General features: G+C 70.5%; 12 protein-coding genes and 1 pseudogene. 5 read left to right on the top strand and 8 right to left on the bottom strand.

The genetic code is table 11. The features are described 5' to 3' along the window. Window positions 1–218, bottom strand: a pseudogene (locus HG543_RS40305) (AMP-binding protein); the annotation flags it as partial. Window positions 219–492: 274 nt separating this feature from the next. Here HG543_RS40305 and HG543_RS40300 point away from each other — a divergent pair. After that, a complete protein-coding gene (locus tag HG543_RS40300) occupies window positions 493–2,085 on the top strand; it encodes an MBL fold metallo-hydrolase (RefSeq protein ID WP_169350245.1) in 1,593 nt (530 codons plus the stop codon). Between the two features lie 46 nt (window positions 2,086–2,131). Here HG543_RS40300 and roxB read toward each other — a convergent pair whose 3' ends face one another. Then, a complete protein-coding gene (roxB, locus tag HG543_RS40295) occupies window positions 2,132–4,129 on the bottom strand; it encodes a rubber dioxygenase RoxB (RefSeq protein ID WP_343073561.1) in 1,998 nt (665 codons plus the stop codon). Between the two features lie 299 nt (window positions 4,130–4,428). Beyond that, window positions 4,429–5,610, bottom strand: coding sequence for a GNAT family N-acetyltransferase (locus HG543_RS40290; RefSeq protein WP_343073560.1), 1,182 nt, complete (start codon window positions 5,608–5,610; stop codon window positions 4,429–4,431). Between the two features lie 324 nt (window positions 5,611–5,934). On the opposite strand from HG543_RS40290, the gene HG543_RS40285 reads away from it, so the two are divergent. After that, complete coding sequence (locus tag HG543_RS40285; protein WP_246357639.1) at window positions 5,935–6,639, top strand: hypothetical protein; 705 nt, start codon at window positions 5,935–5,937, stop codon at window positions 6,637–6,639. 8 nt (window positions 6,640–6,647) lie between these two features. Here the strand turns inward: HG543_RS40285 and HG543_RS40280 are convergent, their stop codons facing one another. The 3 genes from HG543_RS40280 to HG543_RS40270 are packed head-to-tail and all read right to left on the bottom strand — an operon-like array spanning window position 6,648 to window position 9,231. Continuing rightward, entirely contained in the window at window positions 6,648–7,085 is a 438-nt protein-coding gene (locus HG543_RS40280; RefSeq protein ID WP_169350242.1) for a cereblon family protein, read from the bottom strand. Between the two features lie 47 nt (window positions 7,086–7,132). After that, the gene (locus HG543_RS40275) at window positions 7,133–7,660 is read right to left on the bottom strand and encodes an FHA domain-containing protein (protein WP_169350241.1); all 528 of its coding nucleotides are present in this window, start codon (window positions 7,658–7,660) and stop codon (window positions 7,133–7,135) included. Window positions 7,661–7,698: 38 nt separating this feature from the next. Next, complete coding sequence (locus HG543_RS40270; protein ID WP_169350240.1) at window positions 7,699–9,231, bottom strand: GspE/PulE family protein; 1,533 nt, start codon at window positions 9,229–9,231, stop codon at window positions 7,699–7,701. Between the two features lie 90 nt (window positions 9,232–9,321). Between HG543_RS40270 and HG543_RS40265 the strand changes: the two genes are divergently transcribed. Genes HG543_RS40265 through HG543_RS40255 form a run of 3 tightly spaced genes read left to right on the top strand, consistent with a single transcriptional unit; the run spans window position 9,322 to window position 13,869 of the window. After that, window positions 9,322–9,522: a hypothetical protein gene (locus HG543_RS40265; protein WP_169350239.1), complete on the top strand. Its 201-nt coding sequence runs from the start codon at window positions 9,322–9,324 to the stop codon at window positions 9,520–9,522. Further along, window positions 9,512–12,496, top strand: coding sequence for an ATP-binding protein (locus HG543_RS40260; RefSeq protein WP_169350238.1), 2,985 nt, complete (start codon window positions 9,512–9,514; stop codon window positions 12,494–12,496). The genes HG543_RS40265 and HG543_RS40260 overlap by 11 nt, the downstream gene beginning before the upstream one ends. Next, window positions 12,493–13,869 carry a sigma-54-dependent transcriptional regulator gene (locus HG543_RS40255; protein ID WP_169350237.1) on the top strand — a complete coding sequence of 459 codons (1,377 nt, stop codon included), beginning with the start codon at window positions 12,493–12,495 and terminating at the stop codon, window positions 13,867–13,869. The genes HG543_RS40260 and HG543_RS40255 overlap by 4 nt, the downstream gene beginning before the upstream one ends. Window positions 13,870–13,881: 12 nt before the next feature. Here the strand turns inward: HG543_RS40255 and HG543_RS40250 are convergent, their stop codons facing one another. Continuing rightward, window positions 13,882–14,610, bottom strand: a complete 729-nt coding sequence (locus HG543_RS40250; protein ID WP_169350236.1) for an SMI1/KNR4 family protein — start codon at window positions 14,608–14,610, stop codon at window positions 13,882–13,884. A gap of 66 nt (window positions 14,611–14,676) precedes the next feature. Further along, on the bottom strand, window positions 14,677–15,913 hold a 1,237-nt coding region (locus HG543_RS40245), incomplete at its 5' end, for a hypothetical protein (protein ID WP_169350235.1).

The following is a 15,913-nucleotide window of genomic DNA, read 5'->3' as shown; positions in this document are numbered from 1 at the left end:
TAGTCGGCGCCGGGCGGATACAGCAGCACCGCGCGCTCGCCCGCGGGAGCCATCTGCTGGAGCGCCGCGCCGATGCGACGGGCGCGTGAGTACAGCTCGCCGCGCGTCAGCGCGGTCCCCTCTCCGGCACCGTCCTCCAGGAACGTGTAGAGGTGATGCTCGGGGCGCGTGAGGCTTCGCTCTTCCAGGAGGTCAATCAGGGTGCGGGGCTGGTGCATGGTCCAAGGCGTGCCGGGAGAACTTCCGGGACTTCCGCTGCTACCGGGTGGTCAAGGATACGTCACAAACCTCCCTGACCCGAGCAAGCAGCCGGCCCCCCGAATCCATGCCGCGAGGGCTCCGCCCGGAGATGTCACACCGGAAGCCATTCGCTACAGTCCTGGACTCCCGGGGTCCTGTGGACCCATGGAACTCCGCGCTGGCCGGGCTCTCACGCGCCGTGAAGCCCGAGCACGCCCCAGGCCGGAGCCGAAGTCAGCCGAGGAGCATGGGATGTCCCAGCAGGACCTGTACCTGAAGCCGAACGTCGTCGCCGAGCCCCTCTACAACCAGTGGTACGCGTGGTGGTTCCTCGCGTCTCCCATGACGGCGCCGCTGTTCGTGGCGAACCTCCATGTCAAGATCATGGAGTCCTTCGTCGCCAACCCGGCCATCCATGTCGCGGCGCTGAAGAGTCCCGCGCTCCGGGGCGGCCCGTACATCAACTACGGCGTGGACCGGCTGGGCGACATCAAGGCGCTGCTGGAGCGCACGGTGAAGGAAGAAGCGCTCTCGCTCCAGTACGCCCAGGCGGTGCGGGAGCTGGACGCGCTGCTGGACTCGGCGGAGGGCTTCTCGCTGGAGGAGCTGTACCCGAAGGTCCCCGACCTCCTGCGCGGCTACGTGGAGCTGACGTACGACTTGAAGAACCGGGCCTCGCCGCGCTTCTTCGAGCCGCTGCTCTACCGCAGCCCCTTCAACCGCACGTCCTCGCAGAGCCTGTCGATGCGGCTCATCCACCAGGACGCGCGGCCGTATGTCTTCAGCACGCCGCGGCTGGACACGGCGGACGGCAGCCTCATGGCGCGGGTGCCCTACCGGACCGAGGCGCTCGACAAGCTCTTCGGCATGCGCCGCCGGCCCGGCCCCGTGGAGGCGGTGCGCGAGGCGCTGGGCATCGACGCGAAGGACCGCGAGACGTTCTCCTCCTTCTTCACGGACCAGCCGCCGGCCCCGGCGCCGCGCTACGACGGAGACGGCGTGCGGGTGCGCTACTTCGGCCACGCCTGCGTGCTCATCGAGTCGCGCGAGGTCAGCCTGCTGACGGACCCGGTCATCAGCTACGACGTGCCGTCGGACCTGCGGCGCTTCACGTACTCGGACCTGCCGGAGCGCATCGACTACGTCCTCATCACCCACGGCCACGCGGACCACCTGATGTTCGAGCCGCTCCTCCAGCTGCGGCACCGCATCGGCACGGTGGTGGTGCCGGCCAGCAGCGGCGGCGGGCTGGCGGACCCGTCGCTCAAGCTGATGCTCCAGCAGCTCGGCTTCCGCAACGTGGTGGCCCTGTCGGAGCTGGAGTCGCTGCCGCTGCCGGGTGGAGAGCTCATCGGCCTGCCCTTCATCGGCGAGCACGGCGACCTCAACATCCAGGCGAAGCTGGCCCACCTCGTGAAGCTGGAGGGCCGGACGCTGCTGATGGCGGCGGACTCCAACGCGCTGGAGCCCCGCCTGTACGAGCACGTCTACCGCGAGGTGGGCGCCATCGACATGATGTGGCTGGGCATGGAGTCCGAGGGCGGCCCGCTGAGCTGGATGTACGGCCCGCTGCTCACCACGCCGCTGCAGCGGAAGATGGACCAGTCGCGGCGGCTCAACGGCTCCAACGCGGCGCGGGCCATCGAGACCGTGCAGCGGCTGAAGCCCTCGCAGGTGCACATCTACGCCATGGGCCGCGAGCCCTGGCTGGGCCACGTCATGGTGATGGGCTACCACGAGAACTCGCCGCAGCTCGTCGAGTCCCGCAAGCTCATCGCCTGGTGCCGTGAGCACGGCATCCAGGCGGAGCTTCCCTACGGCCAGGCCGAGCACTTCCTGCGCTGACCCTGCGGAAGCCACGGCCGGCGCCTCGACGGCGCCGGCCCTGGCGCTACAGCGTCTTGAGGTACTCGATGAGCGCCACCCGCTCCAGGTCGGTGAGCACGGCGTTGAACTCGTGCCCGCCGTTGTCCTGACCGAAGGCGTGGCTGTTGAAGATCTTCCGGTCCTCGATCTGCTGCGGTGTGCGCGTCGGCGGATGGAGGATGTTCCAGGTGGCGACGAGGTTGCTGAAGAGCACGTTCAACATCAACTGCGCGAGGGGCGTGCGGAACTCGTCGCCCGGGTCGCAGTTGATGTACGGCGACACCGACGGATTCCACGGCGTGCGCCACTCACAGGCGATGGTGTCGTACTTCCAGCCGAGCTTGGCGGGGTCGAAGGCGCGCTGCAGGTCGGTGTCGAAGCCCATGATGACGCGGCCCTTCTGGTCCCAGCGCGCTGGCGTGGAGACCCGGCGCCAGATGGGCTTGCGGTCGGAGGGCTTGAGCACTTCCCAGACATTGGGAACCGAGCCGTTGTGGAGGTACGGCGCGGTGGCCCAGACGCCGTACAGCGGCGGCGCGAGGTAGCCGAGTTCACGGTTTCCACGCAGGTGCGGCTGGTTCTGCGGGCCGCAGTCCTGCGCGGTACCGGCCGTCGGCGGATAGCCGAAGAAATTCTTCGCGCCGGCGGCCTGCACCGCCATGTTGTTGGTGTTCACGCGCACAGGGTCGGTGCCGATGATGCGCAGCGGCACGATGTAGCTCGCCATGCCCTCCAGCGCGGGGGTCGCGAGGAACGAAGGGTCGTTCACGTAGCGGGGCGCGTAGGCGCCATGGCAGCTCGCGCAGGACCCGTTGCCCGCGGGCCGCGGCACGGAGTTGTTGCGCCCCGGTGCCCACATGTCGAGCGTGTGGAACAGCACCGCGCCCTGCTCGGCCAGCGTCTGGTTGATGGGCAGCGGATACTCCGGTGACTTGAGCGCTTCGACCCACGTATTGAGCGGCGGACCGTTGGCGCGCATCCAGTCCTGCCCCGATTCACTCACCGGGCCGCCAATCCCGCCGAACAGGCCGAAGAACGGCGTGTAGAACACCATGTCCACGCGCGGCGCATCCATGGGGAACACACCGTCCACGAACTTCACCGGCCGGTGCCCCATGTTCCACCAGGCGGGCGTATCCATTCCGGCCGTCGAGCCGGAGTTGAGGACGCCCAGCACCTCGGAGGGCGTCAGCGGCTCCTCGTCCGGGAACAGGAAGGCGAGGTTGATGTCGCTGGCGTTGTTGGTGCCGCGGGTGCGGTTGAGGTTCAGGAACGTGGCCAGCGACGCCGGGTAGCCCAGGGGCAGCAGGTCGCTCAGGAACAGGTCCAGGTCCGCCAGGCTGCTGCCGCCGCCCACCACCACGCCGAGGCCCGGACCGTCCTCCGGCTTGCCCACCGCACCGCTGTGGCAGGCATGGCAGGTGACGCCGATGCGTCCGCTCCAGCTCCCGTCCGGGTTGCGCAATTGCGTGAGCATCTGCGGCAACTGGCCGCTACCGCCGTTGGTGAAGTTCGGGTTCTGCCCGGGCAGCGGGTAGGGATTGCGCTCCGTGCTAATCCCCGACCCGTAGCGCTGGGACACCAGGGTGTCGAAGTTGTCGGGACGGAAGAGAAAGCCCCAGACACGCCACAGCTCGTTGTATTGCGCCGCGGTGAAGGTGGAGATGCCGAACGCCGAATCGAGCCGCGTGGGGTCTGTGCCGGTGAACAGCGCGCCCGCGCCGGGATGGCCGTTCGTCAGCAGCGCCTCGCCCTGGTAGAAGCGCTCACGCAGCTCGCCACACGTCTTGGCCGCGCCTATCTCCTGCACCGCCACCGGATCGACGTGGCAGTTCTTCCAGAAGGCGTTGAAGTGCACCGCCCGCCCGTTGCTGATGCCGGGCTGCACCAGGGTTCGTGGGTCCGCTGGCAGGACGGCGCTATCCGGCTTGCCGTAACAGAAATCCCACTGCAACGAGCCGCCCCGGCTGCTGCCGAGCAGATCGCCCGCGGCGGAGACGCCGGGGAATGCCAGTGTCCCCACTGCGAGCAATGTTCGAATGAATGCTCTCCTGACTTCGCTCATGGGTGCCTCCTCCTTCGCTGCGTGTGCCCACGGCTCCGCCCGCAATGCGCGGCAGAAACCGAGTGGGGCCCGCTTCGAAGGAGGAGGTCGTGGAAGAGGCGTGGCCCGTTGTAACCGGCATAATGAGACGTTATTGGCAGTCCGTCAATAGCGGCAATCCCAGTCGTCGAGCGCCTCCGCGCTCCCCCCAGCGCGAGTTTCAAGGTCCGTGTTGTCTTCGTCCCCGGGCGGAACGAGACGCCGGGGCCGCGGCCGCGTCAGAACATGTCGCGGAGGGTCGGCTGCGGTCCGGAGAAGAGGCCCACCGCCGTGCGCACCGAGGCGTCATCCGCCTCCAGCGCGCCCGTGGCCCGCAGCGCCTCCGCGGAATGGAAGCCCGTGTACAGCGACGACAGGCCGCGCACGTGCATCCGCATCCGCCCATCCCCTCCCCGCTTCACGCGCCCCACGCCGTCGGACACTTCCAGCACGAAGCGCCCCCGGTTCTCGGGGAAGAGGTCGTCCTCCACCTCCAGGTGCAGCGCGCCGGACAGGCCCTGCGGCCAGCCGCGCGCCTCCAGCGCCTTCGCGACGTCCAGGACGCGAATCATCCAGTGCATGTCCAGCTTCACCGAGTAGCTCTGCTCGCGCAGCAGCAGGAGCAGCGGGTCGTCCGCCCCACCGAACCACACCGCCTCCGCGGCCAGCGAGCGGTGGTCGCCGAGGAAGCTCAGGAGCCGCCGCGCCGCCGCGGGCGTCGTCGCCACCAGGTCGGACGCAATCAACTCCTGGTTCCACCCCGTGGTCTGCTTGCGCACGAGGTACACGTAGCCTTCCACGCCGGAGCTGCCCTCCACGAGGTAGCCCAGGGCCATCCCGGCGCGCGGCGCGCGCACGCGCTCCCAGACGTAGGAGCCTCGCGCCAGCCACCCGTGCCGGGCCCGCGCCATGCGCTGGTAGCACGCGGTGATGGCCTCCGCGTCCCGCTCCTCGATGGCGCGCAGCACGAGGGTGCGCTCCTGCACGTCAATCATTGGCACCTTGACGCGAATCTCATACCGCGCGCCCGCATGCTCGTAGCCCACGCGCCGGTAGAGCGGCTGGGTGGCGGGATAGAGCGCGGACAGCGGCGCGCCGGACTCGCGGGCCTCGCGCAGCACGCTCTGCATCAGCCGGGTGGCGGTGCCCTGGCCGCGGTGCACCGGCGACACGCCCACGCCTCCCACGCCGATGATGGGCACGTCGCGCCCGCCGTACCACTGGCCCATGGGAATGGCGACGAGCGTGCCCACCACCTGGCCGCCCTCGCGCAGCAGCCGCAGGGGAGCCGGCCCCGCCCGCTTCGCCCAGGCCGTCGCGTCCGCCGGGGTCATGGCATACGACTGCATCATGATGTCCGCGGCGGCCGCCAACTCCTGCTCATCCCTCGGCGGCCCGAAATCTCCCGGCTTCGTCTCCACGTGCGTCCCTCCCGGCGCGAGCCTGTCGCGCTCGTGAATGCTTCGACGGCGGCCGGATGATGGTCGAACACCGGCATCGAAGCACGGAGGAAGGCGCCGGCCCGTTCGCCAGACGTGAATCGCGCCCGCTCCGCTCTCAGCCGCTGAGATTGCGCGGGAGTCCGCCTGCCGTGACAGCGGCGTCCTGCCTCCGCGCGCGTCAGGCATGACAGGCCTGTCACGCCGCACGCCGGACACGGCCTGCTTCGCTCGGTGAGCGCCTGCGCGGGTGCATGGGTATGGCATGTGCAAGGCGGCTGCCCCAACCCCAACAGGAGACTGTGTTTGAACAAGGCACTGCTCGTCGCGATGTTCCTCCTCTCCTCCGCGGGACGGGCCCAGGGAGTGGATGCGCCGCTGGTCGCGCCGGTGCCGAAGGAGCCCCGGGCCGGGTATGCCCTCTGGACCTCCTCCCTCCTGGACTGGGGCTTGATGCTGACGGGGCCATTCATGGGGGTGGGCCTCCATCTCGCGCTTCCGGTGGGCCTCAACGTCCGCAGGTCCGACACGACGGACTGGGTCTTCGAGGTCACTCCCGGCCTGACGAGCAGGCGCTGCATCGACATCGCAGGCGACCCCGCGAAGCGCTGCGGCAAGACGCGGTCGCTCGAGGCCTCGGTGGGTCTGGCCTGGACGCCCAGGCCCGGTGCACGGGGCGACGGACTGTTCCTCCAGCCCAGGGTGGGTGGCATGTGGATTCGCGATGAGGCGGGAGGCACCGAACTCCAGGGAGTCGTGGATGGAGGCCGGAGGACGGAGACGGGTGGACAGGTCACCCTCGGTCTCGACATCGGCTACCGGAAGACGGCGGCGCGCTCGCGCTCCTTCCTCGCGCCGGTGGTGGGCGTCGGCGTGGGCTACGGCTGGAACCAGCGACGCAACCCGGTCCGCGTCACGGTCATGAACGGCCTTCGGCGCGGCAGCGAGTGGAAGGACCAGCTCGTCGTGGACGTGAACCTGGAGGTGCTGCGGTGGGGCGCCACCTTCTGACCGGGCCGTCAGGACGGAGGAGCCAGCCTGTCGAGCAACAGTCCGAAGAAGCTCCCCTCGCCCCGGAAGGCCCAGCCCAGGTGCGTCTGGCAGGCGGCGCAGTGCGCGATCTGCCAGCGGAAGCCGGGGAACCACGTCTCCTCGGCGGTGGGCGGGCCGACCACGGCGCACCCGTCCGCCTGGGCGAAGCAGCCGAAGTGGAAGACGAAGCCGTACGGGTTGACGCGCGTATGGGCGTGCCGGCCGTTGACCGCGATGCGGTGGCGCTCGCGTGTCACCGCATGGCCGCAGCGCGCGCAGCACAGCGGTGTCTCCGGCTCGCGCGTCTCCAGCGACTCGTCGGCCTGGGACTCCGGTGTCGCGGGCGCGCCCGAGGTCGCCTCCTTGAGCCGGTACCCACCACCCGGGCGCCCGCGCCTCGCCTGCCTTTCGAGTGCCTCCACCATGCCTTTCAATTAGCCCCGGCGCGCGCGGAACGGGAGGGCCCCGTGGCTCACAGGGCGATGCGCTGCATCTTCGCGTAGAAGGACGGCGCGAGCAGGAAGGCGAACGTCGCGTCGCCGAAGCCCAGCAGGTCGCCGTCGCGCACATGCACCTCGCCCCCGGACGGCACTTCCTTCGCGTTCACGAACGTGCCGTTGCTGGAGTGCAGGTCCACGAGCGTGCAGCCCACGTGGGGGCCGTGCCAGCACAGCTTCGCGTGGCGCTTGGAGACGGAGGGCTCGTTGACCACCAGGTCGCAGTCCGGCTGGCGGCCCACGGTGAGCACGTCCTGCCCCTCCACGGGCGGCAGCGTGGCCACGGTGAGCGCGTCGAAGTGCAGCCAGAGGGCCACCTGCTGGCGCTCCAGGCTGGGGATGTCGCGCGCCATCGTCGTGCGCGCCGCGCCCATCTTCAGGGCCAGCTGCGCCATCACCGGGCTGGGCGGCTTCTGCACCAGCACGAAAGGTCCCACCTGCCGGCAGAAGAACGCTTCAGTCAGGCGCCGGGTCAGTGCGCGCAGCTCCTGGACGGTCATCATCGAAAGCCCCCCTCCTCAATGGCAGCGGCGGCGGTATCCTACTTCGCGCCCGCGAGCTCGTCGCGGGCGGTGAGGATGTGGCGGTACGGAATCACCCGCACCAGCTCCGCCAGCGTCGTGGTCTTCGCCGACACCTTGTCCAGCGCGTCCTCCACCAGCGTGCGCAGGCCGTGTTGACGCGCGTGACGGCGCAGGGCCCCCGTGGGCTCGCCCCGGGAGATAAGGTCCTGGAGGTCCGGGTCCACCACCATCAGCTCGAAGATACCGGAGCGCCCCCGGTAGCCGGTGTGGTGGCACGCCTCGCAGCCCCGCCCCACGTGCGGCTGGACCCCGCGCAGTAGCTCGCCGAGCAGCGCCTCCTGCTCCGGCGTGGGTGGGACGGGCTCCACGCACTTCTCGCAGATGCGGCGCACCAGCCGCTGCGCGAGAACGGCCAGCAGCGAGTCGCCGATGTCCACGTCGTCCAGCTTCAACCCGCGCAGGCGCGCCACCGCGCCCACGGCGTCCGCGGTGTGCAGCGTGCCCAGCACCACATGGCCCGTGGCCGCCGCGGTGAGGGCCATGCTGCCCGTCTCCAGGTCGCGGACCTCGCCCACCAGCATGACGTTGGGGTCCTGGCGCAGCATCGCGCGCAGCAGCGTCATGTGCGGCATCTGCTGCGTCACCTGCTTCTGGTTCACCTTGGGGACGTAGTACTCGATGGGGTCCTCGGCGGTGATGATCTTCCGGCGCCCGTCGTTGAGCCGGGCCAGCGCCGAGTACAGCGTCGTCGTCTTGCCGCTGCCCGTGGGGCCGGTGACGAGCACCAGGCCCTCCGGGTTGGACAGCAGCTGGAGGAAGGTCGCCTGCAGGGCCGGGGACATGCCCAGCTTCTCCACGGGCACGAGCCCCACGTCGGAGTCGAGGATGCGGATGACGACGTCCTCGCCCACGGGGCTGGGCACCACGCTGACGCGGAAGTCCACCAGCTTGCGGCCCTCGGTGCCCTCCAGCAGCGCGCGGAAGCGGCCGTCCTGCGGGCGGCGGCGCTCGGTGATGTCCAGCCCCGCCAGCAGCTTGATGCGGCTGACCACCTCCGGAAGCGAGCGCGGGTCGATGTCCGTGTACGACTGGTGGAGGATGCCGTCGATGCGATAGCGCAGGTCCACGTCATCGAAGTAGCCCTCCACGTGGATGTCGGACGCCTTCAGCTCCACGGCGGTGGCCAGCACGTGGTCCACCAGCTCCACCGCCGACGGGGCCGAGGACAGCGGCACGTGCGCCTTGAGCGTGAGGTCCGCCGTGACGCGGGGGCCGGCGCCGAAGCCCACTTCCAGGGCGGACTCGACCTCGTAGTGGTTGAGGCGCACGGGCGTGAGGGGGCGCCGGAGGAAGTCGCTGATGAGTTCGAGGATGACGCGGTTGTCCGGCTGCACCATCCCCACCGTCACCGGCGTGGCCTCCGCGGCCGGGTCCACCTTGCCCAGCACGGCCACCTTGTTGCGCCGGCAGAAGGACTCGGGGAGCAGCCGGAGCGACGCGCGGTCGAGGGTGAACTGGGCCAGCTCGGAGAAGGGAGGGACGTCCGCCATGAATCCCGGATTACCAGTCTCCCGCGTGCCGGGCCACTGTGGGCGCGGGGCACGCTCGCCCATCCACCCGCCGCTGCTATCCTCGCGTCCATGAAGCGCCCTTCCGAGCCCGACGCGCCGGCCATGCCGTCGCTGCTCGTCTTCGCCATCGCGGTGCTCCTCTTCGGCTCGCCGCTGCGTCGGCTGTGGCTGGCGGAGGGCGCGCCCGGCTACCTGCCCTTCATCGTCTGGCTGGGCGTCATCGCGCTCGGGGGCTGGGCGGCGCACCGGAAGGGCGGCCATGACGCTTGAGCTGGGCTCGCTCGTCGCGGCGTCCGTCGTGTACCTCCTGGTGCTGTTCCTCGTGGCGTACGCGGCCGAGCGCGGCGTCATCCCCTCGCGCATCACCCAGCACCCGCTGGTGTACTCGCTGGCACTGGGCGTGTACGCGACGTCCTGGTCCTACTTCGGCAGCGTGGGGTACGCGGCGCGGCACGGCTTCCGCTACCTGGGCATCTACCTGGGCGTCACGCTCGCGTGCCTGCTCGTCCCCGTGCTGTGGCGGCCACTGCTGCGGCTGACGCGCGAGCTGCAGCTGACGTCGCTGGCGGACGTGCTCGCCTTCCGCTACCCGGGCCAGGCCACGGGCACGGCGGTGACGCTGTTCATGCTGGCCGGCAGCCTGCCCTACCTCGCGCTGCAGGTGCGCGCCGTCGTCGAGTCCGCGAAGGTGCTCAGCCCCTCCGCCTCGCCCACGCTGGTGGGATTGGGCTTCTGCGCGGTGCTGACGGGCTTCTCCGTGCTCTTCGGCGCGCGGCACCTCACCCCGCGCGAGCGGCACGAGGGGCTGATGCTGGCCATCGCCTTCGAGTCCGCCGTGAAGGTGGTGGCGCTGGTGGCGGTGGGCGTATGGGCGGTGTCATCGGTGTTCGGCGGCGTGGACGGGCTGATGGCGTGGCTGGACGCGCACCCCGAGGCGGTGGAGGGACTGCGGGCGCCCGCGCGAGACGCGTCCTGGGCGCCGCTGCTGGTGCTGTCCTGCGCGGCGGCCTTCCTGACGCCCCGGAGCTACCACGTGGCCTTCACCGAGGCCCCGGAGAAGGACGCGCTGTCCACGGCCACGTGGGCCTTCCCGCTGGTGCTGCTGGTGATGAACCTGGCGGTGCCGGTGGTGCTGTGGAGCGGAGACGCGGTGGGGATGCCGTGGCCCGCGGACTTCCACGTGCTGGCCGTGCCCGCGTCGCGTGGGGCCACGGGGCTGGCGCTGGTGGCCTTCCTGGGCGGCGTGTCCGCGGCGAGCGCCATGGTCATCGTCACCACGCTGGCGCTGGCGCCCATGTGCCTCACGCACCTGGTGCTGCCGCTGGGGTACGCGCGGGGACAGCCGCACCTGTATGGCTGGCTCTTGTGGGCGCGGCGGCTGCTCATCGCCATCATCATCCTGGCGGGGTACGGCTTCTACCAACTGCTGGACACGCGCGGCACGGGGCTGGTGGACCTGGGGCTGGTGTCCTTCGTGGCGGTGGCGCAGTTCGCGCCGGGAGTGCTGGGGCTGCTGTTCTGGAAGCGCGGCACGCGGGCGGGCTTCCTGACGGGCCTGGGCGTGGGAGCGGCGGCGTGGGCGCTGACGCTGGTGGTGCCGCTGTGGGCGTCACCGGGAATGGTGGTGTGGACGCGCCGCGTGGCGGGGCTCTTGGGGTTCCCCTCGGACGAGCCGTGGGGCTTCTCCACCTTCGCGTCGCTGTCGCTCAACGCGCTGGCCTTCGTGGCGGTGTCGCTGGCCACGCGTCAGTCCTCGGAAGAAGCGGAGGCGGCGCGGGCCTGCACGCGGGAGGCGCCGGCTCCGGTCTCAGGCGGCGTGGAGGCGGACTCGCCGGAAGAGTTCCGCCAGCGATTGGCTCCGCTGCTGGGCGAGGAGGCCGCGACGGCGGAGGTGGACCGGGCGCTGGCGGCGCTGGACCTGCCTCCGGATGAGCGCAGGCCCGCGGAGCTGCGCCGGCTGCGTGACGGCGTGGAGCGAAACCTGTCGGGCCTGCTCGGCCCGGTGCTGGCGAGGCTGACGGTGGAGGAAGCGCTGCGGCTGGAGCCCGGCTCGCGCACGGCACTGGCGGAGCAACTGCGCTTCGTGGAGGAGCGGCTGCGGGATGCGCGGGGCATGCAGGGCGGCCCGGTGCTGGCGCTGGAAGCGGTGCGGCGCTACCTGCGGAGCATCCTGGAGGACTTGCCGCTGGGCGTGTGCGCGGTGGGGCCGGATGGCGAGGTGGTCATCTGGAACGCGGCGCTGGAGCGGCTGTCCGGCGTGGAGCCAGGCGAGGTGCGCGGGCACCCGCTGGCGGCGCTGCCGGAGCCGTGGGGGTCGCTGCTGTCCGGCTTCGCGGCCGGGGCCGAGGAGGACACCGAGGTCCGCGTCACGGTGACGGGGGGCGAGCGCATCCTCCGGATGCATCGCTCGCGGGCGTCGCCCACGGAGGAAGGCGGCGGCGCGTCCGAGGGCATGGCGCTGCTGGTGGAGGACCTCACGGAGCGCAAGGCGGTGGACGCGAGGCTGGCGCACCAGGACCGGCTGGCATCGCTGGGACGGGTGGCGGCGGGCGTGGCGCACGAGATTGGCAACCCGCTGACGGCGATTGCCAGCCTGGCGCAGAACCTCAAGTACGACCTGGACGACGCGGACGCGGTGCGCGAGCGCGTGGGGCTCATCCTCCAGCAGTGCAAGCGCATCGATGCGATTGTTCGGGCACTGGTGGGCTTCAGCCACGCGGGCACGGCGGGCGGCGAGGCGCGCCCCTTCACACGCGTGGCGGTGGGACCGCTGCTGGCGGAAGCGGTGCAGCTCGCGAGGCTGGCGCGCGGCGCGCGGAAGGACCGGGGCCTGCGGTTCGAGCATCGCTGCCCGGAGGGGCTGGAGGTGCTGGCGGACCCGCAGCGGCTGGAGCAGGTGCTGGTCAATCTCCTGACGAACGCCATCGACGCCTCGCCGGACGGGGCGGTGGTGGAGCTGGAGGCGGAGGCCAGGAATGGCGAGGTGCAGCTCCGGGTACTCGACCGGGGGCACGGCATTCCGGGCGAGCTGACCCAGCGCATCTTCGAGCCGTTCTTCACGACGAAGCAGCCCGGGGAGGGAACGGGGTTGGGACTGGCGCTGGTGGCGGGAATCGTGCGGGAGCACGGAGGTGTGATGCGGGTGGACAACCGGCCAGGGGGAGGGACTAGCGTGACGGTGAGCCTTCCAGAGGCACGCGGCATGGAGCAGGGCGCGCGCTCTGGACGGGGAGCGCTGGCATGAGTCGCATCCTGGTCATCGAGGACGAGCCCATCATCCGCACGGAGCTGCGGCGGCTGCTGGTGCGCGCGGGGCACGACGTGTCGGAGGCGGGCTCGGTGCAGGAGGCGTCTTCCGACTACGCGCTGGACTCGTTTGATTTGGTGTTGTCGGACCTGCGGCTGCCGGGAGCGCCGGGGACGGACGTCATCGGGATGTGCCCGGGAGTGCCGGTGCTCATCATGACGAGCTACGCCACGGTGAAGTCCGCGGTGGACGCGATGAAGCTGGGGGCGGTGGACTACATCGCCAAGCCGTTCGACCACGACGAGCTGCTGATGCAGGTGGAGCGGGTGCTGCGCGAGGGGAAGCTGGCGCGGCAGAACGCGGCGCTGAAGCGCGAGGTGGAGCAGGCGCACCCGGTGAGCGGCATGGTGGGCAGCTCCGCGGCGATGCGCGAGGTGTTCGACCGCATCCGCAAGGTGGCCCCCTCCCCCGCCACGGTGCTGGTGCTGGGTGAGTCCGGCACGGGCAAGGAATTGGTGGCACGGGCGATTCATGCGCAGAGCCCGAGGGCGGACGGCCCGCTGGTGGCGGTGAACTGCGCGGCGATTCCGGAGGGGCTGCTGGAGAGCGAGCTGTTCGGCCACGAGAAGGGCGCCTTCACGGGAGCGCAGGCTGCACACGCGGGATTGGTGGAGGCGGCGCACGGCGGGACGCTGTTCCTGGACGAGATTGGCGAGCTACCGGCGCCCGCGCAGGCTCGGCTGCTGCGGATGTTGCAGGACGGCGAGGTGCGGCGCGTGGGTTCAACGCGGCCGCGCAAGGTGGACGTGCGAATCGTCGCGGCGACCCATCGGGATTTGCCACGCCGGGTGCAGGAGGGCTCGTTCCGACAGGACCTCTACTTCCGGCTGCGGGTGGTGGAGATACGGCTGCCACCGCTACGGGAGCGCGGTGAGGACCTGCCGGCACTGGCGAAGCACCTGCTGGACAAGGCGTGCCGGAAGGTCGGGCGGGCGCAGGCGACGTTCTCGCCCGAGGCAATGACGGCGCTGACGTCGCACCCGTGGCCCGGCAACGTGCGCGAGCTGGAGAATGCGATTGAGCGCGCGGTCATCCTGGCGGACGGGCAGGTGGTGACGCCGGACCTGCTGGCGCTGGAACTGCCGGAGGGCAGCGTCGGGGCCACGGAGGCCGAGGCGAGGGACTCCGGAGAGGGCGAGCTGGAGGAAGGCGCCAGCTCGCCAGACTCGATGGAGGAGTACTTCCGCCGCTTCGTGCTGGAGCACCAGGACCATATGGGCGAGACGGAGCTGGCGAAGCGGCTGGGCATCAGCCGCAAGGCGCTCTGGGAGAAGCGCCAGAAGCTCGGCATTCCCCGCACGCGGGCGTGATTTCCAGCCCTCTCACCCGAGTTCAGGCATCCACTCGTCGACTTCAACCTCCAGGGAGGGCTCGGTGGCGATCTCGCCCAGAATCCTCCTGAGCGCTCCCTCATCGACGCCGCCGAGCGTGAACGCCTGACCTCCTTTGAAGGTCGCGGCCGAGGGGCTACTGCAAACCATGGCGGCATCGGGCCGCTCATACAGCCTGCAATAGGGCCCGGTAGGCACCGGCTGCGTGAAGCCGAGGCGGCTCATCACGGAGTCGAACCGCGAGAGGAACCCGACGGGCTCTCCGGTGATGATGCCTTCACACTGCTGCGGCATCTTGCCGACCCGGAAACTCAGTACTGCGCCCCACGCCAGCATCTCGCGCAGGGTCTCGAATCCCTCGTGCAGCACGTTGCCCCAAGTGTCCCCCCATGTCACCAGCGCATCCGCGCGCGCTGGCGCCTCGAGGTCATAGAAGACATGCAGTGGCATCGTCTCGTCGGAGTTGTACGCGATGAAGAGGAACCGCGGCTCGGGCGTAATCCGTTTCTCCGCGTAACAGGTGAGCACCCGCGACGCCGAGAAGTCCAGGCCCGGATAGGTCAGCTTCCCCATGCTCTTCCCCATCCGGGACAGGAACCACCGATAGAACGGAGGCAGCGGGCGCCCGGCGAGCTGCTCGATTCTCTCAATCTCGTCGGGGGTGGCGCCCTGCCACTCTTCCGAGAGTCCCGGCACGACTCTCAGGAGCAGTGCCTCCATCTCGGGCTCGGCGACAGGTACTGACATGGCTCCTTCTCCTCCCCAGGGGAGAGCATCAGCCCGAGTTCACCGGCGCGGTCGCTTCAGCTCGCCAGCGAAGCCATCCCGCAGCGCGGGGTCGAGCCCCTCGCCATACACAAACACCTCGGCACCATCGCACTGGAAAGTCGCGCGCGGGGCGCCGAACCTCCGCTGAATGGCCGCCGCGTCGAGCTGCCGCGTGATGACGAACGTATAGTCCGACTGCTCACCGCGCCGGTCGAGATACCAGTCGACGTTCATGATCCACTGCGACGTGTGGCCCTCCGCCGACACCGGGTTCACCCACATGCCCGTACGGGAGAACAGCGAGACGAGCCGCGCGTCCCAGTAGTCCGCCACGCCCCACTCCAACCCATGGCGCTCGCGATGCGCCTCCAGGCACGTGACAAGGGCCGGAACGTAGCCGGTGACGAACGGCCCCCCGGTGCGCCACGGCTTGCGCGCGAACGTCACGCCCCACGCCACCGCGACCACGCCCAGCGCCCCCACGGCGAGCCCCCGCCGCCACGCCTCGCGAGGCACGAGCCCGGCCGCCAGCGACAAGCCCAGGAACGGAAACAGCAGGGGCAGCACGAGATAGCGGAAGCACGTCTGGTCACCGAACAGACCCGCCAACACCACCGCGCCCACGTTCGCCCCCAGCGCGAGCACCCCGAAGAGGCAGACGGCATACACACCCCACAATGGGGAGTCGGGCGCCGTCCACTGGCGGCGCCGCATCACCAGCACCGCCACCGCCGCCAGCGTCACGAGGACCCACAGCGCCGCGAACCCCGGCGAGCGTCGCGCCTGCTCCGCCACGGAGACGCCGAGCTGCTGGAGACTCTCCAGGGCCAGCTCCAGCTTCAGCGACGTGTACCCGGCGCCCGCGCGCTTGTGCGTCAGCCACCGCGCCGCGCGGAAGCCCAGCAACATGGCCACGCCCAGGATGCCGAGGAGGATGCCCAGCCGCCGCCAGGGCACCGGACGCCAAGCCAGCGCCAGCAGCAGGAAGCACACCGCGGCCGGCGCCGTGAAGATGACGAAGAAGAGACTGTCCGAGGCGTTCGCCAGGAAGCACACCGCCCCGAGCAACCACGGCGCCAGCCGCGAGCCGCCGCGGAAGGTCCGCAGCGCGAGCGGCAGCGCCACCAACGCCAGCAGCACCGCGCCGAAGTGGTAGGCGCTGAGCACCGGGAACACCATCAGGTAGAGCGTCCCCGTGCCGTAGGCCACCGCCAGCGCCGCCACCACACAGACGGCCACCACCTGCCCCACCGCC

Source organism: Pyxidicoccus fallax, from assembly GCF_012933655.1.
In the GTDB taxonomy this organism is placed as follows: Bacteria; Myxococcota; Myxococcia; order Myxococcales; family Myxococcaceae; genus Myxococcus; species Myxococcus fallax.
Note: the sequence above shows the minus strand (reverse complement) of the source record. Positions and strands in the feature narration are given on the sequence as shown.

Bases quoted from the DNA above. Each gene is read 5' to 3' on its own strand.
- HG543_RS40270 (WP_169350240.1), bottom strand. From the start codon at position 9,231: ATGGCGGACGTCCCTCCCTTCTCCGAGCTGGCCCAGTTCACCCTCGAC.
- HG543_RS40300 (WP_169350245.1), top strand. From the start codon at position 493: ATGTCCCAGCAGGACCTGTACCTGAAGCCGAACGTCGTCGCCGAGCCC.
- HG543_RS40275 (WP_169350241.1), bottom strand. From the start codon at position 7,660: ATGATGACCGTCCAGGAGCTGCGCGCACTGACCCGGCGCCTGACTGAA.
- HG543_RS40255 (WP_169350237.1), top strand. From the start codon at position 12,493: ATGAGTCGCATCCTGGTCATCGAGGACGAGCCCATCATCCGCACGGAG.
- HG543_RS40250 (WP_169350236.1), bottom strand. From the start codon at position 14,610: ATGGAGGCACTGCTCCTGAGAGTCGTGCCGGGACTCTCGGAAGAGTGG.
- HG543_RS40280 (WP_169350242.1), bottom strand. From the start codon at position 7,085: ATGGTGGAGGCACTCGAAAGGCAGGCGAGGCGCGGGCGCCCGGGTGGT.
- HG543_RS40260 (WP_169350238.1), top strand. From the start codon at position 9,512: ATGACGCTTGAGCTGGGCTCGCTCGTCGCGGCGTCCGTCGTGTACCTC.
- HG543_RS40265 (WP_169350239.1), top strand. From the start codon at position 9,322: ATGAAGCGCCCTTCCGAGCCCGACGCGCCGGCCATGCCGTCGCTGCTC.